This is a genomic window from Rathayibacter iranicus NCPPB 2253 = VKM Ac-1602 (assembly GCF_003149025.1).
Taxonomy (GTDB): domain Bacteria; phylum Actinomycetota; class Actinomycetes; order Actinomycetales; family Microbacteriaceae; genus Rathayibacter; species Rathayibacter iranicus.
This window is the reverse complement of the sequence record NZ_QGDV01000003.1, coordinates 341,058-355,916: the sequence shown is the minus strand read 5'-3', so window position 1 is coordinate 355,916 and position 14,859 is coordinate 341,058. Positions and strand designations below refer to the sequence as shown.

Genomic DNA, 14,859 nt, shown 5'->3' with positions numbered 1-14,859 from the left:
TGGAACGCCTGACCCTTCCACTCCTCACCAATGGTCGAATTCATCTGATTCACCTTCTGAATAGCCTGCTCGATCTCTTCCTTCGAGCGGGTATAAACCTGAGCCTGCTGCTTCAACTCTTCCGGCGTAACACTAATCTGAGCCATGAAACGTTCCCTTTCTTGAAACTGCCCGAGACCATAGCACGCAGCGAACACACGAAACTGGAACCCCGGAAGACGCCATTACCCACCCCCACACCTCAGCCACGAACTGCGAGCGGTACTGCTCGATGGCTCCGCCGACAGGCACGCAACTCGATGTGGTGACCCATAGCCAGATTCCCCGTCATTCCGGCGATCCACGAGACAATTCAATTGACTGCCAAAGGCAGGGCAACCGTCGATTACTGCCGGGGAGGACACCCAAACTAGTGCCAAAGCCGTCTCGCGATAAGGTCCGCCAAGACGCCGCCGCTCAGGCACAAAGTAGAACACCGATGGCGCAGATCGCGAAGGACCTAGCATCTCGGAGAACCCGATCGCGAACGGAACGAAACGAAGGCCTATGCAAAGTGGCTTATACAATAGTTTCACGCGCTCAACCAGGGTGCCCCTGTCCAGGGGTTTGTGGCGCTCCGGCGAGTTTTGCATAAGCCTCAAAACCCATGCAGGCTCAACGAACAGACCTCCGACCACGGCGCTTGTGGCGCCTAACCTGAATTTTGCATGAGCCTCATGGAAGAGCAACATGTCACCCTTCTCTACTATCGCCAAAATATTACCGAGCAGTTGATCGCCGATCTGGTCGGTATCCATCAGCCGACCATGTCGGGAACGATCGCGTTGGTTAAAGCGATGCTTAACGTCGTTGTCGATGACGAGCAGCCGCATGTCGAGGCCGCGCTCGGTGAGACGACGGCCGTCATCAACGACACCCTGCTCCCTGGGCAGACGTGCCCGAGCTGTACTCCCGAGCAGACAAGACCACAGGGCACAACTGCCAGGTCCTCGCGGATCTCTCCGGTCGGTTGATCCATATCTCGGATCCGATCGCGGGCGAGCACCACGATGCTCACGCCTTTCGAGAAACTGGGTGAGCCGATCTCCTCAACCCCTCGAACACGCTGACCAACAACGGCTACCAAGGCGCAGGAATGGTCACACCAATGAAAGAGCAACCAGGCGAAGAACATCTGCCGAATTACGCCAAAGAACACAATCGCTTCGCGAACACTCACCGATACGTCATCGAGCGAACAATCACTAACATGGAGACCTGGCGGCTATTCCACACCGACTACAGGCGACCACTGCACACTTCGGGGAAGCTTTCGACGCCGTCCGCGGGCTCATCTTTTTCATCCAAAAAACCAATTTTTCCTCAGCCTCACGCTTACCTATTCTTGCGTCTGGACACAGCCACGCCAACGACGAGTACGAGGCAGGTGGCGCTCGCTTCAACCACCAAAGACCAAGGGAACGAGAGATTGAAAAGCGCAGTAAGCACGCCCCCCAAAACTATCCCGAACCCGATGACCGCCGCGAAAACCCAGGGTCGAAGCCCCCACAACAGAGGAGCCCCGGCCGGTAGATTCTTGGTTTTCTTGTTCACGAAACGCCCTTCAGCAAGAGAAAGCACCCTTTAGCAAGAGAAAGCACCCTGTATGATTCCTCCAAGCAACCCGCCGGTGGCACCGATAACGGTGCCCGCCGGGCCGACGAGGGTGCCACCAAACCCTCCGATGACGGCTCCGCCGACACCATTACCGGACACGCAATGGCCCCATTCCTGCGAGCCCCAGTCAGAAAGAACATGCACATCCGAGCGAGCCGTTGCGGTATTGTTCGGTTGAATAGGATCGCTTGGCCGCAATGAGAACGTCAAACTTCCATCAGTATCTATCGTCCAGTCTCCGTCGACCGACGGACCATCCGCAACATCGATGTGGCGGGGAAGCGAATCGGTAATACTGGCACCGTCGCTAAATGCTACGGAACCGTCCGCCAATCGAACCAGTGAGGTACCGGCAGCAGTTCGGACGTGAAGTTTCACAGCGAAGGTCGACACCTCTTTCACTTGCAGCTCCACCGTTCCTGGAGCCAGGGGCTCTTCCGAAGCAGCCAAATCTTTCGCCAGAGTCATTACTCGTTCACTCGGTCCCAGCCTAGGGTATTTTTCCGCCCATGCGGGCACAGCGAAGGAAAACGCCCCTGTGGTCAAAATCACCGCTGCACCAATGAGAGCAAATGCGCGCATATTTTCCGTCCTTAAGATAGCTCAATCACAGACAGAAAGGGGTTACGTAGTCCTCATCCTGTTCGGCGATTCGCTATCAACAAGACCGCCGCAGAGCCAACAGCAACGATCATTACACGCCTATCGGCGCAGAAAGGTTTGAACTTCCTTCGAGTTGACTCATCAGGGGAGGAGCCTCGCTCTTTCTGCGGGCAGCAGCGCGTGAAGGCGTACGCGTCGGCGGTGTGTCCACTTAGTCGCTCATGTTACTGAACCCCTCGACGCTTTAGTGGCATTTATCTGCCTTGCGCTAATGGTACCCGGCGATTACTGTTACTTTGTATCTCAGAACAAGAGAGCCAGTAACGATGCCGGCTGCAATCGTCTCTGATTCCATCCTCATTGCGTTGGGGGTTTCTCGTGTCGTTGCACGGAGTGCTGATCGCGCAACCTGCCGCATTCCTCGGGTTAGTGATGCTTGGCGGAAGTGTGATGCCGCTGTTACGTGCAACGAACAAGCGACGGCGGAACGAACGTCCGTAGTGGCACAGCACGCTACCGAAGGGACTGCGCGGCCCGCCATCGAGCGGTCTTACGCTGGTTCCTCGTGGCTTCCGGATCGACCGAAGCAGTTATCGTCCACAACCGCAAAGCGGCAAAGCGGCAAAGGCATCCGTCGTCGCGCTTCTCCTCGCGCGCAATAGTTGCCGAAGCCCGCCATCGTCCGGACATCAGTTCGATCGCGCGGTCGCCTACCATCCTGCGGACGGGGCGAGGGGGCCGAGGTTTCTGGGCACTCCTGTCGCGTGGCGGCTGACAAGACAGATGTCGCGGTAACGTACCGGGCTCTGGGCTTCTCCCAACCGGGCTCTGACGCCTGGAACGAGCGGCCCTGTCCCGACCGTAGATGTGCCGATGCGCACGTGACCAAGGCCGCGTTCGACGCGCGTCATGTCGACCGGATGTTCGAGTATGTTCTGCTACCGGACGAACTCGGGCAAGCCGGTTCGGTGTCACCGCCGACCGTGACCTGCGGGCCGAGAAGCCCTCGTCGCTGGCGGCTTCCAGCAGAGCACGGAGGTTTGCTCCGCCGCCGGTAAGGAGCACGACCAACTTCGGCACTGCGCAGCAAAGGGGGACGCCCCCACCCGCGTCAGCCGCGCGCGGTGCGACCGGCGGCGAGCGCTAGCCCGGCCGCGAATGCCAGTTCGAGGGCCGCGACGGCCCCGACCACCAGCGGATCCGGCCCGACCTGTGCGAGCCGCCCCGGCCCTGCGGCCCCCGCCGAGAACCAGGCGAGCAGCCCGAGCAGCAGCCCGCCCACCACTCCGATGCCGGCGGCGGCCGCGGCACCCCAGCGCAGCAGCGAGCGGCCGTCGAGGGCGTCGAGCACGACGCGACGCAGACGCCATCCGGCGGCGAAGCCTGCCAGCACCGGCACGAGCAGACCGAGGAACCCGAGCGTCGAATCGCCCTGCGGCAGCGCCGCGAGCATTGGGATCGACGGGATCGGTCCGAGCAGCGTGCCCGCGGGGCTCACCGAGGAGCCCGCTCCGAGTGCGAAACCCGGCCCGATAAGCCAGCTCGCGGCCCAGATCACGAGGTTAGGGACGAATGCCAACTGCCCGAGCGTCAGCGTGAACCCGCCGAGCGCCTCGCCGCCCAGTGCCTCGTACAACGCGACGACGGCGGTGTAGTTCGCGACCATAAGCACCGCGACCAGAACAGCCGCCGCGCCGATCACACCCGCCGCCGCCAGAGCACCGCCGCGCAGCGACGCGAGTACCAGGCCGGGCGCGGGCGCGGGGAGGCGGTGCAGAGACTCCGCGGCGAACTCGCTGATCCGGTCGCCCTCGCCACTGCCTGCGGAGTGCAGCGCCGCGCCGATGAGCACGCCGAGCGCAAAGACCAGGGGCGGCAGCACCGTCCCTTGCACGGGGTTGATAGTTGCCGCGGAGTCCGAGGAGCTGAGCACGACGAGGAGCGCGAGAAAAAGGTAAGTACCGATCGCAACGAGTATTCCGATGGCGCGAAACGGCGACTCCTGCGCCCGCCTGCCCGTGCGCACGCCGAGGACCAGGGTAAGCAACGAGAAGGCCAGCGGCGCGATGGTCACGGCGAAGCGCTCCGTGCCCCCCGGCAGCCCCAGGGCGAGGGCCGAGTCGGGGGCCAGGCCCGCCTCCAGGTCGGCGCCGTGGCCGAGTAACCAGAAGTCGGCGGCGATGCGCCAGAACACGCCCCAGTCGACAGCGGTGTCGTACTGCACGGCCCAGAGGACGGTGAGCGGGACGAGCGGGATCGCGATGCCGATCAGCGCCGAGAGCGCGGCGTCGAAGGCGGCGAGGAGGGCGACGGTGATCCGGTTCATGGGCCTGTTGAGCCTAGCGGCGGGTCACTCCGAGCCCGGGCAGGGGCGCGCCGCGCGGACGCCTGGTCCCCTAGTGTCGAGCCGTGACGAGGACCAGGGACCGACGGAGCGGGCGGGGCCTGGACCGCCTGGTGAACCTCACGGACGCGACGGTCGCCATCGCGATCACCTTTCTCGTGCTGCCCCTGGTCGACATTGTCCAGGAGGGCCGCTCGCCCGATCTGGGGACGCTCCTTGCCGGAAACTACGGCACGCTCTCCGCCTTCTTCATCACCTTCGCCGTGATCGGGCGGCTCTGGATGGTCCACCACTCAGTTTTCGAGGGAATCGGAAGCCACTCCCCCGCCCTGGTCGTCGCGAACTTCGTCTGGCTGGCCGCCGTCGTGCTCCTCCCGTTCACCGCGAACCTGATGTCGAATGTGCTCGACACCGATGCGAGCGTCATTGCGCTCTACGTCGGCACGATGATCGTCGCGAGTTCGGCGACGCTGGCGATGCAGCTGATCGTGCGGCGCGACCGCGATCTCCTCGTGGATCGAGCGGAGCCGCCACGTCCGCTGTCGCGCTCGCTGATCGCGATCGGCATCCTCGTTGTGGCTCTTGTGCTCGCGGTATCTATCCCTGCCGTCAACATGTTCGCGCTGCTCCTGCTGCTGCTTTCGGGACCGATCGAACGCCTCCTGCATCGGCGGCAGACCGTCTCCCGGACAGTGCGCACTCGGACTGCACATGGCCTCGATCGGCTGGTGAATTTCTCAGACGCCACGGTCGCCATCGCCCTCACCGTGCTGGTTCTCCCGCTCGTGGAGATCGCGCCCGAGATCGGCCGGGAGGGCGGCGGAGTTGGCACCCTCCTCGCCGACCATCTCGACCAGGTGCTCGCTTTCGCGCTCTCCTTCACGCTGACCGCCGTGTTCTGGATCCCCCACCACCGGGTGTTCGATATCGCCGGCGACTATGACGGTGGGCTGATCTGGCTCGACCTGCTCTGGCTGGTGGCGCTCGCCTTCTTTCCCTTCTCAACGAGCGCTCTGGCCGTGTTTTCCGACTCCCCCGCAACGATCGGACTTTATATCGGCACGATGGCGGCGATGAGCGGGGCGCTGGTGCTGATCGAGGCACGGTTCTTGCGGCACCCTGAGTTGCGCCGAGAGGATGTCGCGCCGCCGTTGCTGGCGCGCGCGCTCGCTCCGTTCTACCTTCTGCTGCTCGCACTCGCGCTGGCACTGTTGGCGCCGGCCATCGGCTTGTGGTGGCTGCTCCTGCTGGTCGTGCAGCGTCCGGTCGCGGCGCTGCTCGCGCGGGCCTCCCGGAGGCGCAGCGGCGAGATGCGCTGAAACGGACGAGATCCCCTGCCGCGGCAAGGGATCTCGTCCGTTCGAGCGCATCTCGCGACATTTCGCGAGGTGCGGGGGCTAGAGGGCGGCGTAGACCTCGCGGAGGAGGGCGGCTGTCTCGGAAGGGGTCTTTCCCACGCGGACGCCTGCGGCCTCGAGAGCCTCCTTTTTGGCCTGCGCTGTTCCGGCCGAGCCGGAGACGATGGCGCCGGCGTGACCCATGGTCTTGCCCTCGGGAGCGGTGAAGCCGGCGACATAGCCGACGACCGGCTTGGTGACGTTTGCCGCGATGAAGTCGGCGGCCCGCTCCTCGGCGTCGCCGCCGATCTCGCCGATCATGACGATCGCCTTCGTCTCGGGGTCGGCCTCGAACGCGGCGAGCGCGTCGATGTGCGTCGTCCCGATGATCGGGTCGCCGCCAATTCCGATCGCGGTCGAGAAGCCCAGGTCGCGCAGCTCGTACATCATCTGGTAGGTCAGGGTGCCCGACTTTGACACCAGGCCGATCGGGCCCTTGCCGGTGATCGTCGCAGGAGTGATGCCCACGAGCGACTCGCCCGGCGTGATGATCCCGGGGCAGTTCGGGCCGATGATCCGGGTCTTGTTCCCCTTCTCCTGCGCGTAGGCCCAGAACTCGGCGGAGTCCTGCACCGGAATGCCCTCGGTGATGACGACGAGGAGGCCGATCTCGGCGTCGATCGCCTCGATCACGGCGTCCTTCGAGAAGGCGGGCGGCACGAACGCGATGGAGACATCGGCGCCGGTGGCCGCCATCGCCTCCTTCACGGTGCCGAAGACGGGAAGCTCGACGTCGCCGTGGGTAACGGTCGTGCCGGCCTTGCGGGCGTTGACCCCGCCGACGACGTTCGTGCCGGCCTTGAGCATCAGCGCGGTGTGCTTGGTGCCCTCGCCGCCGGTGATGCCCTGGACGATGACCTTGGAGTCTTTGGTGAGGAAGATCGACATGCTTGTTCTCTGATTCCTTGAGTCGTCGGGTCCGTTACGCGGCGGCGAGTGCGGCGGCCTTGTCGGCGCCCTCGTCCATGGTCGCGGCGAGCGTGATGAGCGGGTTAGCGGCAGCCTGGAGAATCGCGCGGCCCTCCTCGACCTTGTTGCCGTCGAGCCGGACGACGAGCGGCTTGCTGGCGGCGTCGCCGAGGATCTCGAGCGCCTGCACGATGCCGTTCGCGACCGCGTCGCAGGCGGTGATCCCGCCAAACACGTTCACGAAGACGCTCTTGACCTGCTCGTCACCGAGGATCACGTCGAGACCGTTCGCCATCACCTGGGCGGAAGCTCCGCCGCCGATGTCGAGGAAGTTGGCCGGCTTGACGCCGTTGTGCTTCTCGCCGGCATAGGCGACAACGTCGAGGGTCGACATGACCAACCCGGCTCCATTGCCGATGATGCCGACCTCGCCGTCGAGCTTCACGTAGTTGAGGTCGTTCTCCTTGGCCTTGGCCTCAAGCGGGTCGGCGGCGTCCGTGTCTTCGAGGGCGGCGTGCTCCGCGTGGCGGAAGCCGGCGTTCTCGTCCAGCGAGACCTTGCCGTCGAGCGCGACGATATCGCCCTCCTCGGTCAGCACGAGCGGGTTCACTTCGACGAGCGTCGCGTCCTCGCCGGTGTAGACGTCGTAGAGCTTCACCAGCACCGGCGCGACCTTCGCGATCAGCTCCTCCGGGAACTTCGCCGCGCGGGCGATCTCCTCGGCCTTGGCCGCATCGATGCCCTGGCCGGGTACGACCTCGACGCGTGCGAGGGCGTCCGGGCGCTCGACGGCGAGCTGCTCGATCTCCATCCCGCCCTCGTAGGAGGTGAGCGAGAGGTAGGAGCGGTTGGCCCGGTCGAGCAGCACCGAGAAGTAGAACTCGCGGTCGATCCGTGCACCGCCGGCGACCATGACGCGCTTGACCACGTGACCCTTGATGTCGAGGCCGAGGATCGACTGCGCCGCACTGAACGCGTCCTCAGGGGTCTTCGCGACCTTCACGCCGCCCGCCTTGCCGCGGCCGCCGATCTTGACCTGCGCCTTGACGACGGTGACGCCGCCGAGCTTCTCGGCCGCAGCGCGCACCTCCTCGGGCGTGTCGGCGACGATGCCGGGAAGCACGGGGACGCCGTACTTCTCGAATAGATCACGGGCCTGGTATTCGAAGAGATCCACGCTGCATTCCCATTCCGCGCCGAGCGCGCTTGAATTTCGAGTCGAGGTGGCCCGGACGTCGCCGGAGTCTCGGCACTGTCCCTGGGCCGCGCCGAGTCTACTCCGAGAGCACTCCGCGCTGTCCTCCCGCCAATCTGCGCCCGCCGCCGTCCCGCCGCGTAGCGTGGAGCGCATGCCGTTCGCTCGCCCCTCTCGCTCGCGATCCCGACCCGACGTGTTCCGCGAGGGCATCTTCCTGCTCGCGGGGGCACGCGCGATCCTCCTGCAAATCGCGCACCCGGCCGTCGGGCAAGGGGTCGCCGACCACTCCGACTTCGTCGATCGCGCGGTGAACCGCCTGCACGGCACGCTCTCCTACTTATACGTGCTGCACTACGGCACACCGGAGGACGTCCGCGCCGTGCGCCGCCGGGTGAACCGCGCCCACGTTCCCGTCCACGGACCCGGCTACACGGCGTTCGATCCGGAGCTGCAGCGCTGGGTTGCCGCCACGCTCACGCAATCGATGCTGCAGCTCTACGAGGGTGCGTTCGGCGCACTGGATCCCGAGGAGGCCGACGACATCGTGCGCCGCTCGGTCGTCGTCGGTACAGCACTGCAGATGCCCGAGGAACTCTGGCCCGAGACTCGTGCCGCCTTCGATACCTACTGGGAGGCGCAACTCGCTCGCCTCGAGGTCACCCCGCAGGCACGCAGGGTCGCCCATGACCTCCTCGGTGCGAGCATCGCAGCGTGGTATCTGCGCCCTTTCGGCCCGTATCTCCGACTGCTGACGGCGGGACTACTCCCCGCCCCGCTTCGCGCACCGTTCGGCTTCTGCTGGGATGACCGGCAGGAGCGACGGTTCGCCCGGACACTCAGGCGCACCTTCGCCGTCTACCGTCTCCTTCCCGCCGTCGTCCGCACGGCGCCGAGCCGCTACTACCTCGCCCGGGTACACCGCGGCTGATCAGAATCCGGGAGTGACAACCCAGCCCGCGTAGGCCGCCAGCTCGAGGCCGAGCGCCTGCGCGGCCGCACGCGCTTCCTGCAGCCCACGCTCGTCCCGGACGTCGACGGTCACCGGCACGCTGTCGCCGAAGCCCGCGATCTCGATGCGGGCGCTCGTCGGACCGCTGTACAGCGGCACATGCGCATCGGCGGTCCTCGCGCCGACCACCCGCGACCCGGTCGCCTCCGCGATCACCGCGAGCGCGAACGGAGCCGTCACCATCGCGTTCGTGTACAGCGTGGCCACGCCGCTCATCCGCGCCTCGTTCCTCCTGCAGGACGCCGCGTCCATGGGATCACCCGCAACATCCTGACTGTAGCGAGGCGCCAGACCGACCGCGAGATGCCTCTTCGGCACGCCTCCGTCGGCGAGTCGCGTACTCAAGAGGCATCTCACAGGGGGACGGCGCGCGGGTTAGGGCAGGAGGGTCCAGATCGCGGAGGAGAGAGCGGCGCCGGTCGCGGCGCCCGCGAGCACCTGCGCGGGAGTGTGGGCGCCGAGGCGGACCCGGGACCAGAGCACCCAGAGCACGATCGGCGCGGTGACCGCGAGCGACAGCGGGCCGTAGGCGATCAGGACGACCACCGCACAGGTCGCGGCGACGGCCGCATGGCCCGAGAGCTTCCAAACGAGGTTCACGACCCCCACCGCGACCACCACCGCAACGGTCACCACGCCGAAGGTCGTTACCGCGGCCGGGGCGCCAAGAGCGGCGAGCAGCATCACGCCAACCACGATCGAGACCAGCGCCAGGCCGATCGGCAACGCCCGCTCGCGCCGATCCGGTACGTGGTGGTCGCCGTGAATCCGGCCGCTGCGCATCAGCGCACGGATCACCAGGTAGGGCACCGCGCCGACGAACAGCGCGGCGAGCGCGCCCCAGGCCACGCCGAGCAGCGGCGGATCCGCGACCCGCGCGCCGACCACGATGGGCACGACGACCCCGAGCACGGCGGGCGAGAACCCCTCCGTCGCGAGCCGCGCCGCGTCGGAGCCGCCCGCCACCGGACTAGACCTTCTCGATCGGCGCGACTTTGATCAACAGCTTCTTGGCACCGACCTGGTCGAACAGCACGTGCGCCACGCGCTTGCTGCCCTCGCCGGTCACCGCGTTGACCCGGCCCTCGCCGAAGTCGGTGTGCCGAATGCGATCGCCCGCAATCAGCTCAAGGTCGCCGTTGTCGCGCACCATCCCCGTGATGCGGTTGGGGAACTCCCCCTTGGCCTTAGGAGCCGCGGCAAGCGCCTCCCGGAACTCGGTGTTCGAGCGAGACCGGCCAAATCCCGGCCGCTGGGCGTTGAGCGCCCGCGGCTGCGTGCCGCCGCGCGAGGTCGCCGCTCCCGGCGACTGCCGCCACTGGATCAGCTCGCCCGGAATTTCCTGCAGAAACCGGCTCGGCATCGCGACCGACGTCTCGCCGTACTGCGCACGGGTCATCGCCAGCGAGAGGTAGAGGCGCTTACGCGCGCGGGTGATGCCCACATAGAACAGGCGCCGCTCCTCGGCTGGCCCGCCCGGCTCGTTCGCCGAGATCCGGTGCGGCAGCAGATCCTCCTCGATCCCGGTGAGGAAGACCGCGTCGTACTCCAGACCCTTCGCCGTGTGCAGAGTCATCAACGAGACCGTGCCGGAGTCGTCTTCCAGGTCGTCCGCCGCGGCGACGAGCGAGACCTCGGTGAGGAAGTCGACCAGGCCGCCGTCGGGGTTGTTCCGCGCGAACTCCTTCGTGACGGCAATCAGCTCATCCACGTTCTCGGCCCGCGCCTCATCCTGCGGGTCGCGGCTGGAGCGGAGCATGTCGAGGTAACCGCTGCGGGTGAGCAGCGCGGTCAGCACCTCGTGCACTTTGGCCTCCCCGCCCTCTCGAGCAGGGTCGAGCATCAGCGCGCACTCGTCGAGGAGCGTCGCGAGGTCGACGATCGCCTTCGTTACCTTTGGCCCCATCCCCAGCGAGCCGGCGTTGCGCATGGCCTCGCGCAGCGTTACCACGTTGGTGTCGGCGAACGACTGCAACTGCGCCTGGGTCGCCGGACCGATGCCACGCTTGGGCGTGTTCATGATGCGTCGCAGTGCCAGCACGTCGGCCGGGTTGGCGACCGCGATCAGGTAGGCCAGCGCGTCCTTAATCTCGGCACGCTCGTAGAACTTCGTGCCGCCGAGAATCCGGTAGGGCAGCGCCGAGCGGATGAAGATTTCCTCGAGCGCGCGCGTCTGCGCGTTGGTTCGGTAGAACACGGCGATCTGGTCGTAGCCGGTGCCGGCCGCGTGGAGTCGGGCAATCTCGTCGACGACGAACTGCGCCTCATCGTGCCCCGAATATCCTGTGTAGCCGACGATTTTCTCGCCGTCGCCGCTGGAGGACCAGAGGTTTTTCGCGCGGCGGTTGAAATTGTTCGAGATGACGGCGTTAGCCGCCGACAGGATGTTCTGCGTGGAGCGATAGTTCTGCTCGAGCAGGATTACCCGGCAGCCCGGGAAGTCGCGCTCGAACTCGACGATGTTGCGGATATCGGCGCCGCGGAACGCATAGATCGACTGGTCGGAGTCGCCAACGACGGTGAGCGAGGCCCCCGGAATTGAGCCGTCTGCGGTGACAGGTCCGCGGTAGGGCCGGTCGAACTGCGCGGCCGCCATTGTCGCGGGGGAAACCGGCCGAGTGAGCTCGTGGATCAGCGAGTATTGCGCGTGGTTCGTGTCCTGGTACTCATCGACCAGCACGTGCCGGAAGCGGCGCTGGTACTTCGCCGCGACGTGCGGAAAAGCCCGGAAGAGGTAGACCGTCTGAGCGATCAGGTCGTCAAAGTCGAACGCGTTTGCGCCCTCGAGCGCCCGGGAATAGGCCCGGAAGACCTGGAGGAACATCTCCTCGTTTGGGTCGCTCAGGTTGGCGGTCCTGGCGTAGGAGTCGACGTCGGCGAGCTCGTTCTTGAGCTTCGAGATTTTTGCGGAGGCGCTCGCGACGGTGATTCCGAGCGAGTCGGCCTCGAGGTCCTTCACGATGCGCTTGAGCAGCGCCCGCTGATCTCCCGAGTCGTAAATTGTGAACGAGCCGGTCATCCCGAAGTTCTCGGCCTCGCGGCGCAGGATCCGCACGCACGCGGAGTGGAACGTCGAGATCCACATCCCTTCGGCCCTCTGCCCCACCAGCTTCTCGACGCGCTCACGCATCTCGGCCGCGGCCTTATTGGTGAAGGTAATGGCGAGGATCTGGCTCGGCCATGCCTCGCCAGTGCCCAGGAGACTCGCGATACGCCGGGTCAGCACGCTCGTCTTACCCGACCCGGCGCCAGCGACGATCAGGAGCGCGTCACCTCGGTACTCGACCGCCTCGCGTTGTTGCGGGTTCAGCCCCGCGACCAGCTGCTCGTGCGCCGGGTCGCTGCGGGGCGCGTTGCCGGAGCCGCCGGGAGTACCGACGAGGACCGGTGTGGCGCGGGAGTCGCTCGGATCGAAGAGAAAGCTCATGTCCCTCCGAGTGTAGGTCGACCCTCCGACACCGGGCGCTGACTCATGCCGCACGCCGGCGAGGGACGGCTGCCGCGAGCGATCCTCCGACATCCAGCCCGCGCCAGGCCAGCGAGAAGCCGAGCACGGCGAGAGTCGAGGTCGAGACCGCCAAGAGCTGCAGCAGCACGAAGGCGGCGAGATCCTTGGTGTCATCGGGGTAGTACTGAATCCCCTGCACGGCGAGTGCGGCCAGCAACAGAACAACGACGATCGAGCACGTCAACAGGAGCCGACTCGCACCACGGTGAGGCGCCCGCTTCGGTGCACGGCCCACCTGGGCCCGAGCCGTCAGCCACGCGCAGGCAACGGAGGCAGACGCCAAAGCCACGAGGTCGGCACCGAGGACGTCGCTCGCGCGGTGCCAGGATGCCGCCATCGTCAGGTTGCCGACAAGCACCACGACCACCCCGCCGAGGGCGAGGACGACCGTCCGGCCGCGCCCAGGAACCACCATCGCCAGCGCGAAGACCACCGAGACCGCGGCGGCCGTATGCCCGCTCGGGAAGCTGCCGCCCGTGTACCAGGAGTCTGTAACGACCAGTTCTGGACGCTCGAGTACGACGTTCTTCAACACTTGCGTGACTGTGGCCGTGACAACGATCGAGCCCACGGAGGCGATGGCGAGAGCCGGGCGCCTCCGGATCAGCGCGATCACCGCGACGAGGAACGCGCCGAGGAGCATCGAGATCGGCGTGAGATCGGCGAGCGTACCGGCCGCGGCGCCGGTCGCACGGCCGAACACTTGGTCGGCTCCGCGCAGACCCGAGTTCTCGACGCCCTGCCCCTGCGGCGTCAGCACGGCCAGCCAGTAAACAGCGGCCACGCCGAGCGCCGCGAGAAACGCGGTGACGAACCAGCGGCGGGTGATGCGGGTGCGGGTGCTCATCGCTCGACTCCTCTCGTCAGCAGTCTGGGCGGCAGTGGTGGGGGCGAGGCTCATCGGTGCAGGTGTGGCTGGTAGCGATCAGGAGGCGGCGCTGTAGGAAAGCGCAAAGTGGTCTGCCGATGATGGCAGCGGAGCCTCCGCGCGCGCCGAGCGTCAATCGATGTCCGATCTCGCGACCGGCGCGCTCATCCCCGCGCCCGGCGCTCGGAATCGGTCGCACGCGCCTTGAGGGCAAGGTCCGGCTGATCCGCAAAGACGCCGTCGATCCCCGTTTGCAAGATGAGAGCGAACTCCTCCTGCCACGCTCCGTGCTCGGCGGGGTCCTTGCCGCGACGGTGGACTTTTTCGAGGAAGCGGTTCTCCGCGCGGAGGGTCCAGCAGTAGACCTCGAGCCCGACGGCGTGCGCATCGGCGACGAGAGAGTTCGTCCCGACGACGCGGCCCGCGGCGTCCCGCCGGAACAGCATGCTCTTGTCGACGCTGATCCCGTGGACCGTGCCGGCGAGGTTGCGCAGACCCGAAGGAGTGATGAAAGCGGAGTAGGGAGTCGCGCGGGCGCCGTGCGCCGTGACCAGGTCGGCGGGTGCGCCTCGCGACTCGAGGAGGTAGATGCGGCGGGTACCGACTCCGCTCACCGCGAGGCGTTCGAGGACCGTCTTCTCAAAGCTCTCGATCGTCAGGCGTGGATCCTGTGGCCCCCAACCCGCGGCGGCAAGTTCCTGGCGCAGCAGCACATCGAGCGAGAGGCCGAGACCATCGAAGTAGGTGGCGTGCTTGAGTTCAACGACGAGTTCCGGCGGCGCATCGGGAGCGTCCTCGGCCGCCCGGTCAAGCAGAGCGAGTAATTCGCTGAAGCGCAGGAGCGGGAACTGGCCATCGAAGGTGGCGCTCGCAGGCCGGACGGCAGGCAGCCGCTCCCGAGCGCGCAGGAGAGAGAGTTCGGCCCAGGTGAAGTCCTCGGTGAACCACCCAGTGATCTCACGCCCGTCGATCCGCTTGGTGCAGCGGCGTTCGGCGAATTCGACGTAGCGCTCAATATCCGCCGTCCCTGAGATCTCGTTCTCATGCCTCAGCACGAGCACGCCATCCCGGGTGGCGACGAGGTCGGGCTCGAGCGCGTCGGCCCCCAGGGCGAGCGCGAGTTCGTAGGCGGATCGGGTGTGCTCGGGGCGGTAGCCGCTTGCTCCGCGGTGACCGATGACGAGCGGAGTGCGGCGCGCTGACATGCCGCGATCCTACGGGCGCCACACTGCCATTCCCCGGCAAGCCGGTTCTGGGGGGAGTCGAGGTCCGCTCGGAGTGAACAGCCAGACTCTGAGAGGTGCTCTCAGATAGTGTGGGTGCATCGTCAAGAGTCCTCCCGGACTCTTGACGTCTCCCGCACCCAC

At 66.2% G+C, this 14,859-nt stretch carries 13 protein-coding genes; 3 read left to right on the top strand and 10 right to left on the bottom strand.

What is annotated here, in order from left to right; all coding sequences use genetic code 11:
* The coding region (locus tag B0H03_RS05905; protein ID WP_207774247.1) for a WXG100 family type VII secretion target at window positions 1-146 on the bottom strand (146 nt) is incomplete at its 3' end.
* A 561-nt stretch (window positions 147-707) separates the two neighbouring features.
* On the opposite strand from B0H03_RS05905, the gene B0H03_RS05900 reads away from it, so the two are divergent.
* Window positions 708-1,013 carry a helix-turn-helix domain-containing protein gene (locus tag B0H03_RS05900; RefSeq protein ID WP_104354008.1) on the top strand — a complete coding sequence of 102 codons (306 nt, stop codon included), beginning with the start codon at window positions 708-710 and terminating at the stop codon, window positions 1,011-1,013.
* Window positions 1,014-1,623: 610 nt separating this feature from the next.
* Here B0H03_RS05900 and B0H03_RS16130 read toward each other — a convergent pair.
* Together B0H03_RS16130 and B0H03_RS05895 are read right to left on the bottom strand one after the other, a co-directional pair.
* Window positions 1,624-2,238 (bottom strand): hypothetical protein, encoded by a 615-nt coding sequence (locus tag B0H03_RS16130; RefSeq protein ID WP_127843972.1) that lies wholly within the window; start codon window positions 2,236-2,238, stop codon window positions 1,624-1,626.
* A gap of 1,132 nt (window positions 2,239-3,370) precedes the next feature.
* On the bottom strand, window positions 3,371-4,585 hold the full coding sequence (locus B0H03_RS05895) for a cell division protein PerM (RefSeq protein WP_104265146.1): 1,215 nt from the start codon (window positions 4,583-4,585) through the stop codon (window positions 3,371-3,373).
* Window positions 4,586-4,668: 83 nt separating this feature from the next.
* On the opposite strand from B0H03_RS05895, the gene B0H03_RS05890 reads away from it, so the two are divergent.
* Window positions 4,669-5,922 (top strand): TMEM175 family protein, encoded by a 1,254-nt coding sequence (locus tag B0H03_RS05890; RefSeq protein WP_104265147.1) that lies wholly within the window; start codon window positions 4,669-4,671, stop codon window positions 5,920-5,922.
* A 78-nt stretch (window positions 5,923-6,000) separates the two neighbouring features.
* Here B0H03_RS05890 and sucD read toward each other — a convergent pair whose 3' ends face one another.
* A complete protein-coding gene (gene sucD, locus B0H03_RS05885) occupies window positions 6,001-6,888 on the bottom strand; it encodes a succinate--CoA ligase subunit alpha (RefSeq protein WP_104265148.1) in 888 nt (295 codons plus the stop codon).
* A gap of 34 nt (window positions 6,889-6,922) precedes the next feature.
* Window positions 6,923-8,086 carry an ADP-forming succinate--CoA ligase subunit beta gene (sucC, locus tag B0H03_RS05880; RefSeq protein ID WP_104265149.1) on the bottom strand — a complete coding sequence of 388 codons (1,164 nt, stop codon included), beginning with the start codon at window positions 8,084-8,086 and terminating at the stop codon, window positions 6,923-6,925.
* A 172-nt stretch (window positions 8,087-8,258) separates the two neighbouring features.
* Between sucC and B0H03_RS05875 the strand changes: the two genes are divergently transcribed.
* A complete protein-coding gene (locus B0H03_RS05875) occupies window positions 8,259-9,035 on the top strand; it encodes an oxygenase MpaB family protein (RefSeq protein WP_104354343.1) in 777 nt (258 codons plus the stop codon).
* Here B0H03_RS05875 and B0H03_RS05870 read toward each other — a convergent pair whose 3' ends face one another.
* The 5 genes from B0H03_RS05870 to B0H03_RS05850 all read right to left on the bottom strand — a co-directional run bounded on the left by B0H03_RS05870 (window position 9,036) and on the right by B0H03_RS05850 (window position 14,697).
* Entirely contained in the window at window positions 9,036-9,332 is a 297-nt protein-coding gene (locus B0H03_RS05870; RefSeq protein ID WP_104265151.1) for a Rossmann-fold NAD(P)-binding domain-containing protein, read from the bottom strand. It lies immediately after the preceding gene.
* Window positions 9,333-9,491: 159 nt separating this feature from the next.
* Window positions 9,492-10,082: a phosphatase PAP2 family protein gene (locus tag B0H03_RS05865; RefSeq protein WP_104265152.1), complete on the bottom strand. Its 591-nt coding sequence runs from the start codon at window positions 10,080-10,082 to the stop codon at window positions 9,492-9,494.
* Window positions 10,083-10,086: 4 nt separating this feature from the next.
* Complete coding sequence (locus B0H03_RS05860; RefSeq protein WP_181075059.1) at window positions 10,087-12,543, bottom strand: ATP-dependent helicase; 2,457 nt, start codon at window positions 12,541-12,543, stop codon at window positions 10,087-10,089.
* A gap of 43 nt (window positions 12,544-12,586) precedes the next feature.
* Window positions 12,587-13,471, bottom strand: coding sequence for a phosphatase PAP2 family protein (locus tag B0H03_RS05855; RefSeq protein ID WP_160487246.1), 885 nt, complete (start codon window positions 13,469-13,471; stop codon window positions 12,587-12,589).
* A 185-nt stretch (window positions 13,472-13,656) separates the two neighbouring features.
* The gene (locus B0H03_RS05850) at window positions 13,657-14,697 is read right to left on the bottom strand and encodes a glycerophosphodiester phosphodiesterase family protein (RefSeq protein ID WP_104265155.1); all 1,041 of its coding nucleotides are present in this window, start codon (window positions 14,695-14,697) and stop codon (window positions 13,657-13,659) included.
* Between the last annotated feature and the right edge of the window lie 162 nt (window positions 14,698-14,859).

Bases quoted from the DNA above. Each gene is read 5' to 3' on its own strand.
- B0H03_RS05900 (WP_104354008.1), top strand. From the start codon at position 708: ATGAGCCTCATGGAAGAGCAACATGTCACCCTTCTCTACTATCGCCAA.
- B0H03_RS16130 (WP_127843972.1), bottom strand. From the start codon at position 2,238: ATGCGCGCATTTGCTCTCATTGGTGCAGCGGTGATTTTGACCACAGGG.
- B0H03_RS05895 (WP_104265146.1), bottom strand. From the start codon at position 4,585: ATGAACCGGATCACCGTCGCCCTCCTCGCCGCCTTCGACGCCGCGCTC.
- sucD (WP_104265148.1), bottom strand. From the start codon at position 6,888: ATGTCGATCTTCCTCACCAAAGACTCCAAGGTCATCGTCCAGGGCATC.
- B0H03_RS05875 (WP_104354343.1), top strand. From the start codon at position 8,259: ATGCCGTTCGCTCGCCCCTCTCGCTCGCGATCCCGACCCGACGTGTTC.
- B0H03_RS05870 (WP_104265151.1), bottom strand. From the start codon at position 9,332: ATGAGCGGCGTGGCCACGCTGTACACGAACGCGATGGTGACGGCTCCG.
- B0H03_RS05860 (WP_181075059.1), bottom strand. From the start codon at position 12,543: ATGAGCTTTCTCTTCGATCCGAGCGACTCCCGCGCCACACCGGTCCTC.
- B0H03_RS05855 (WP_160487246.1), bottom strand. From the start codon at position 13,471: ATGAGCACCCGCACCCGCATCACCCGCCGCTGGTTCGTCACCGCGTTT.
- B0H03_RS05850 (WP_104265155.1), bottom strand. From the start codon at position 14,697: ATGTCAGCGCGCCGCACTCCGCTCGTCATCGGTCACCGCGGAGCAAGC.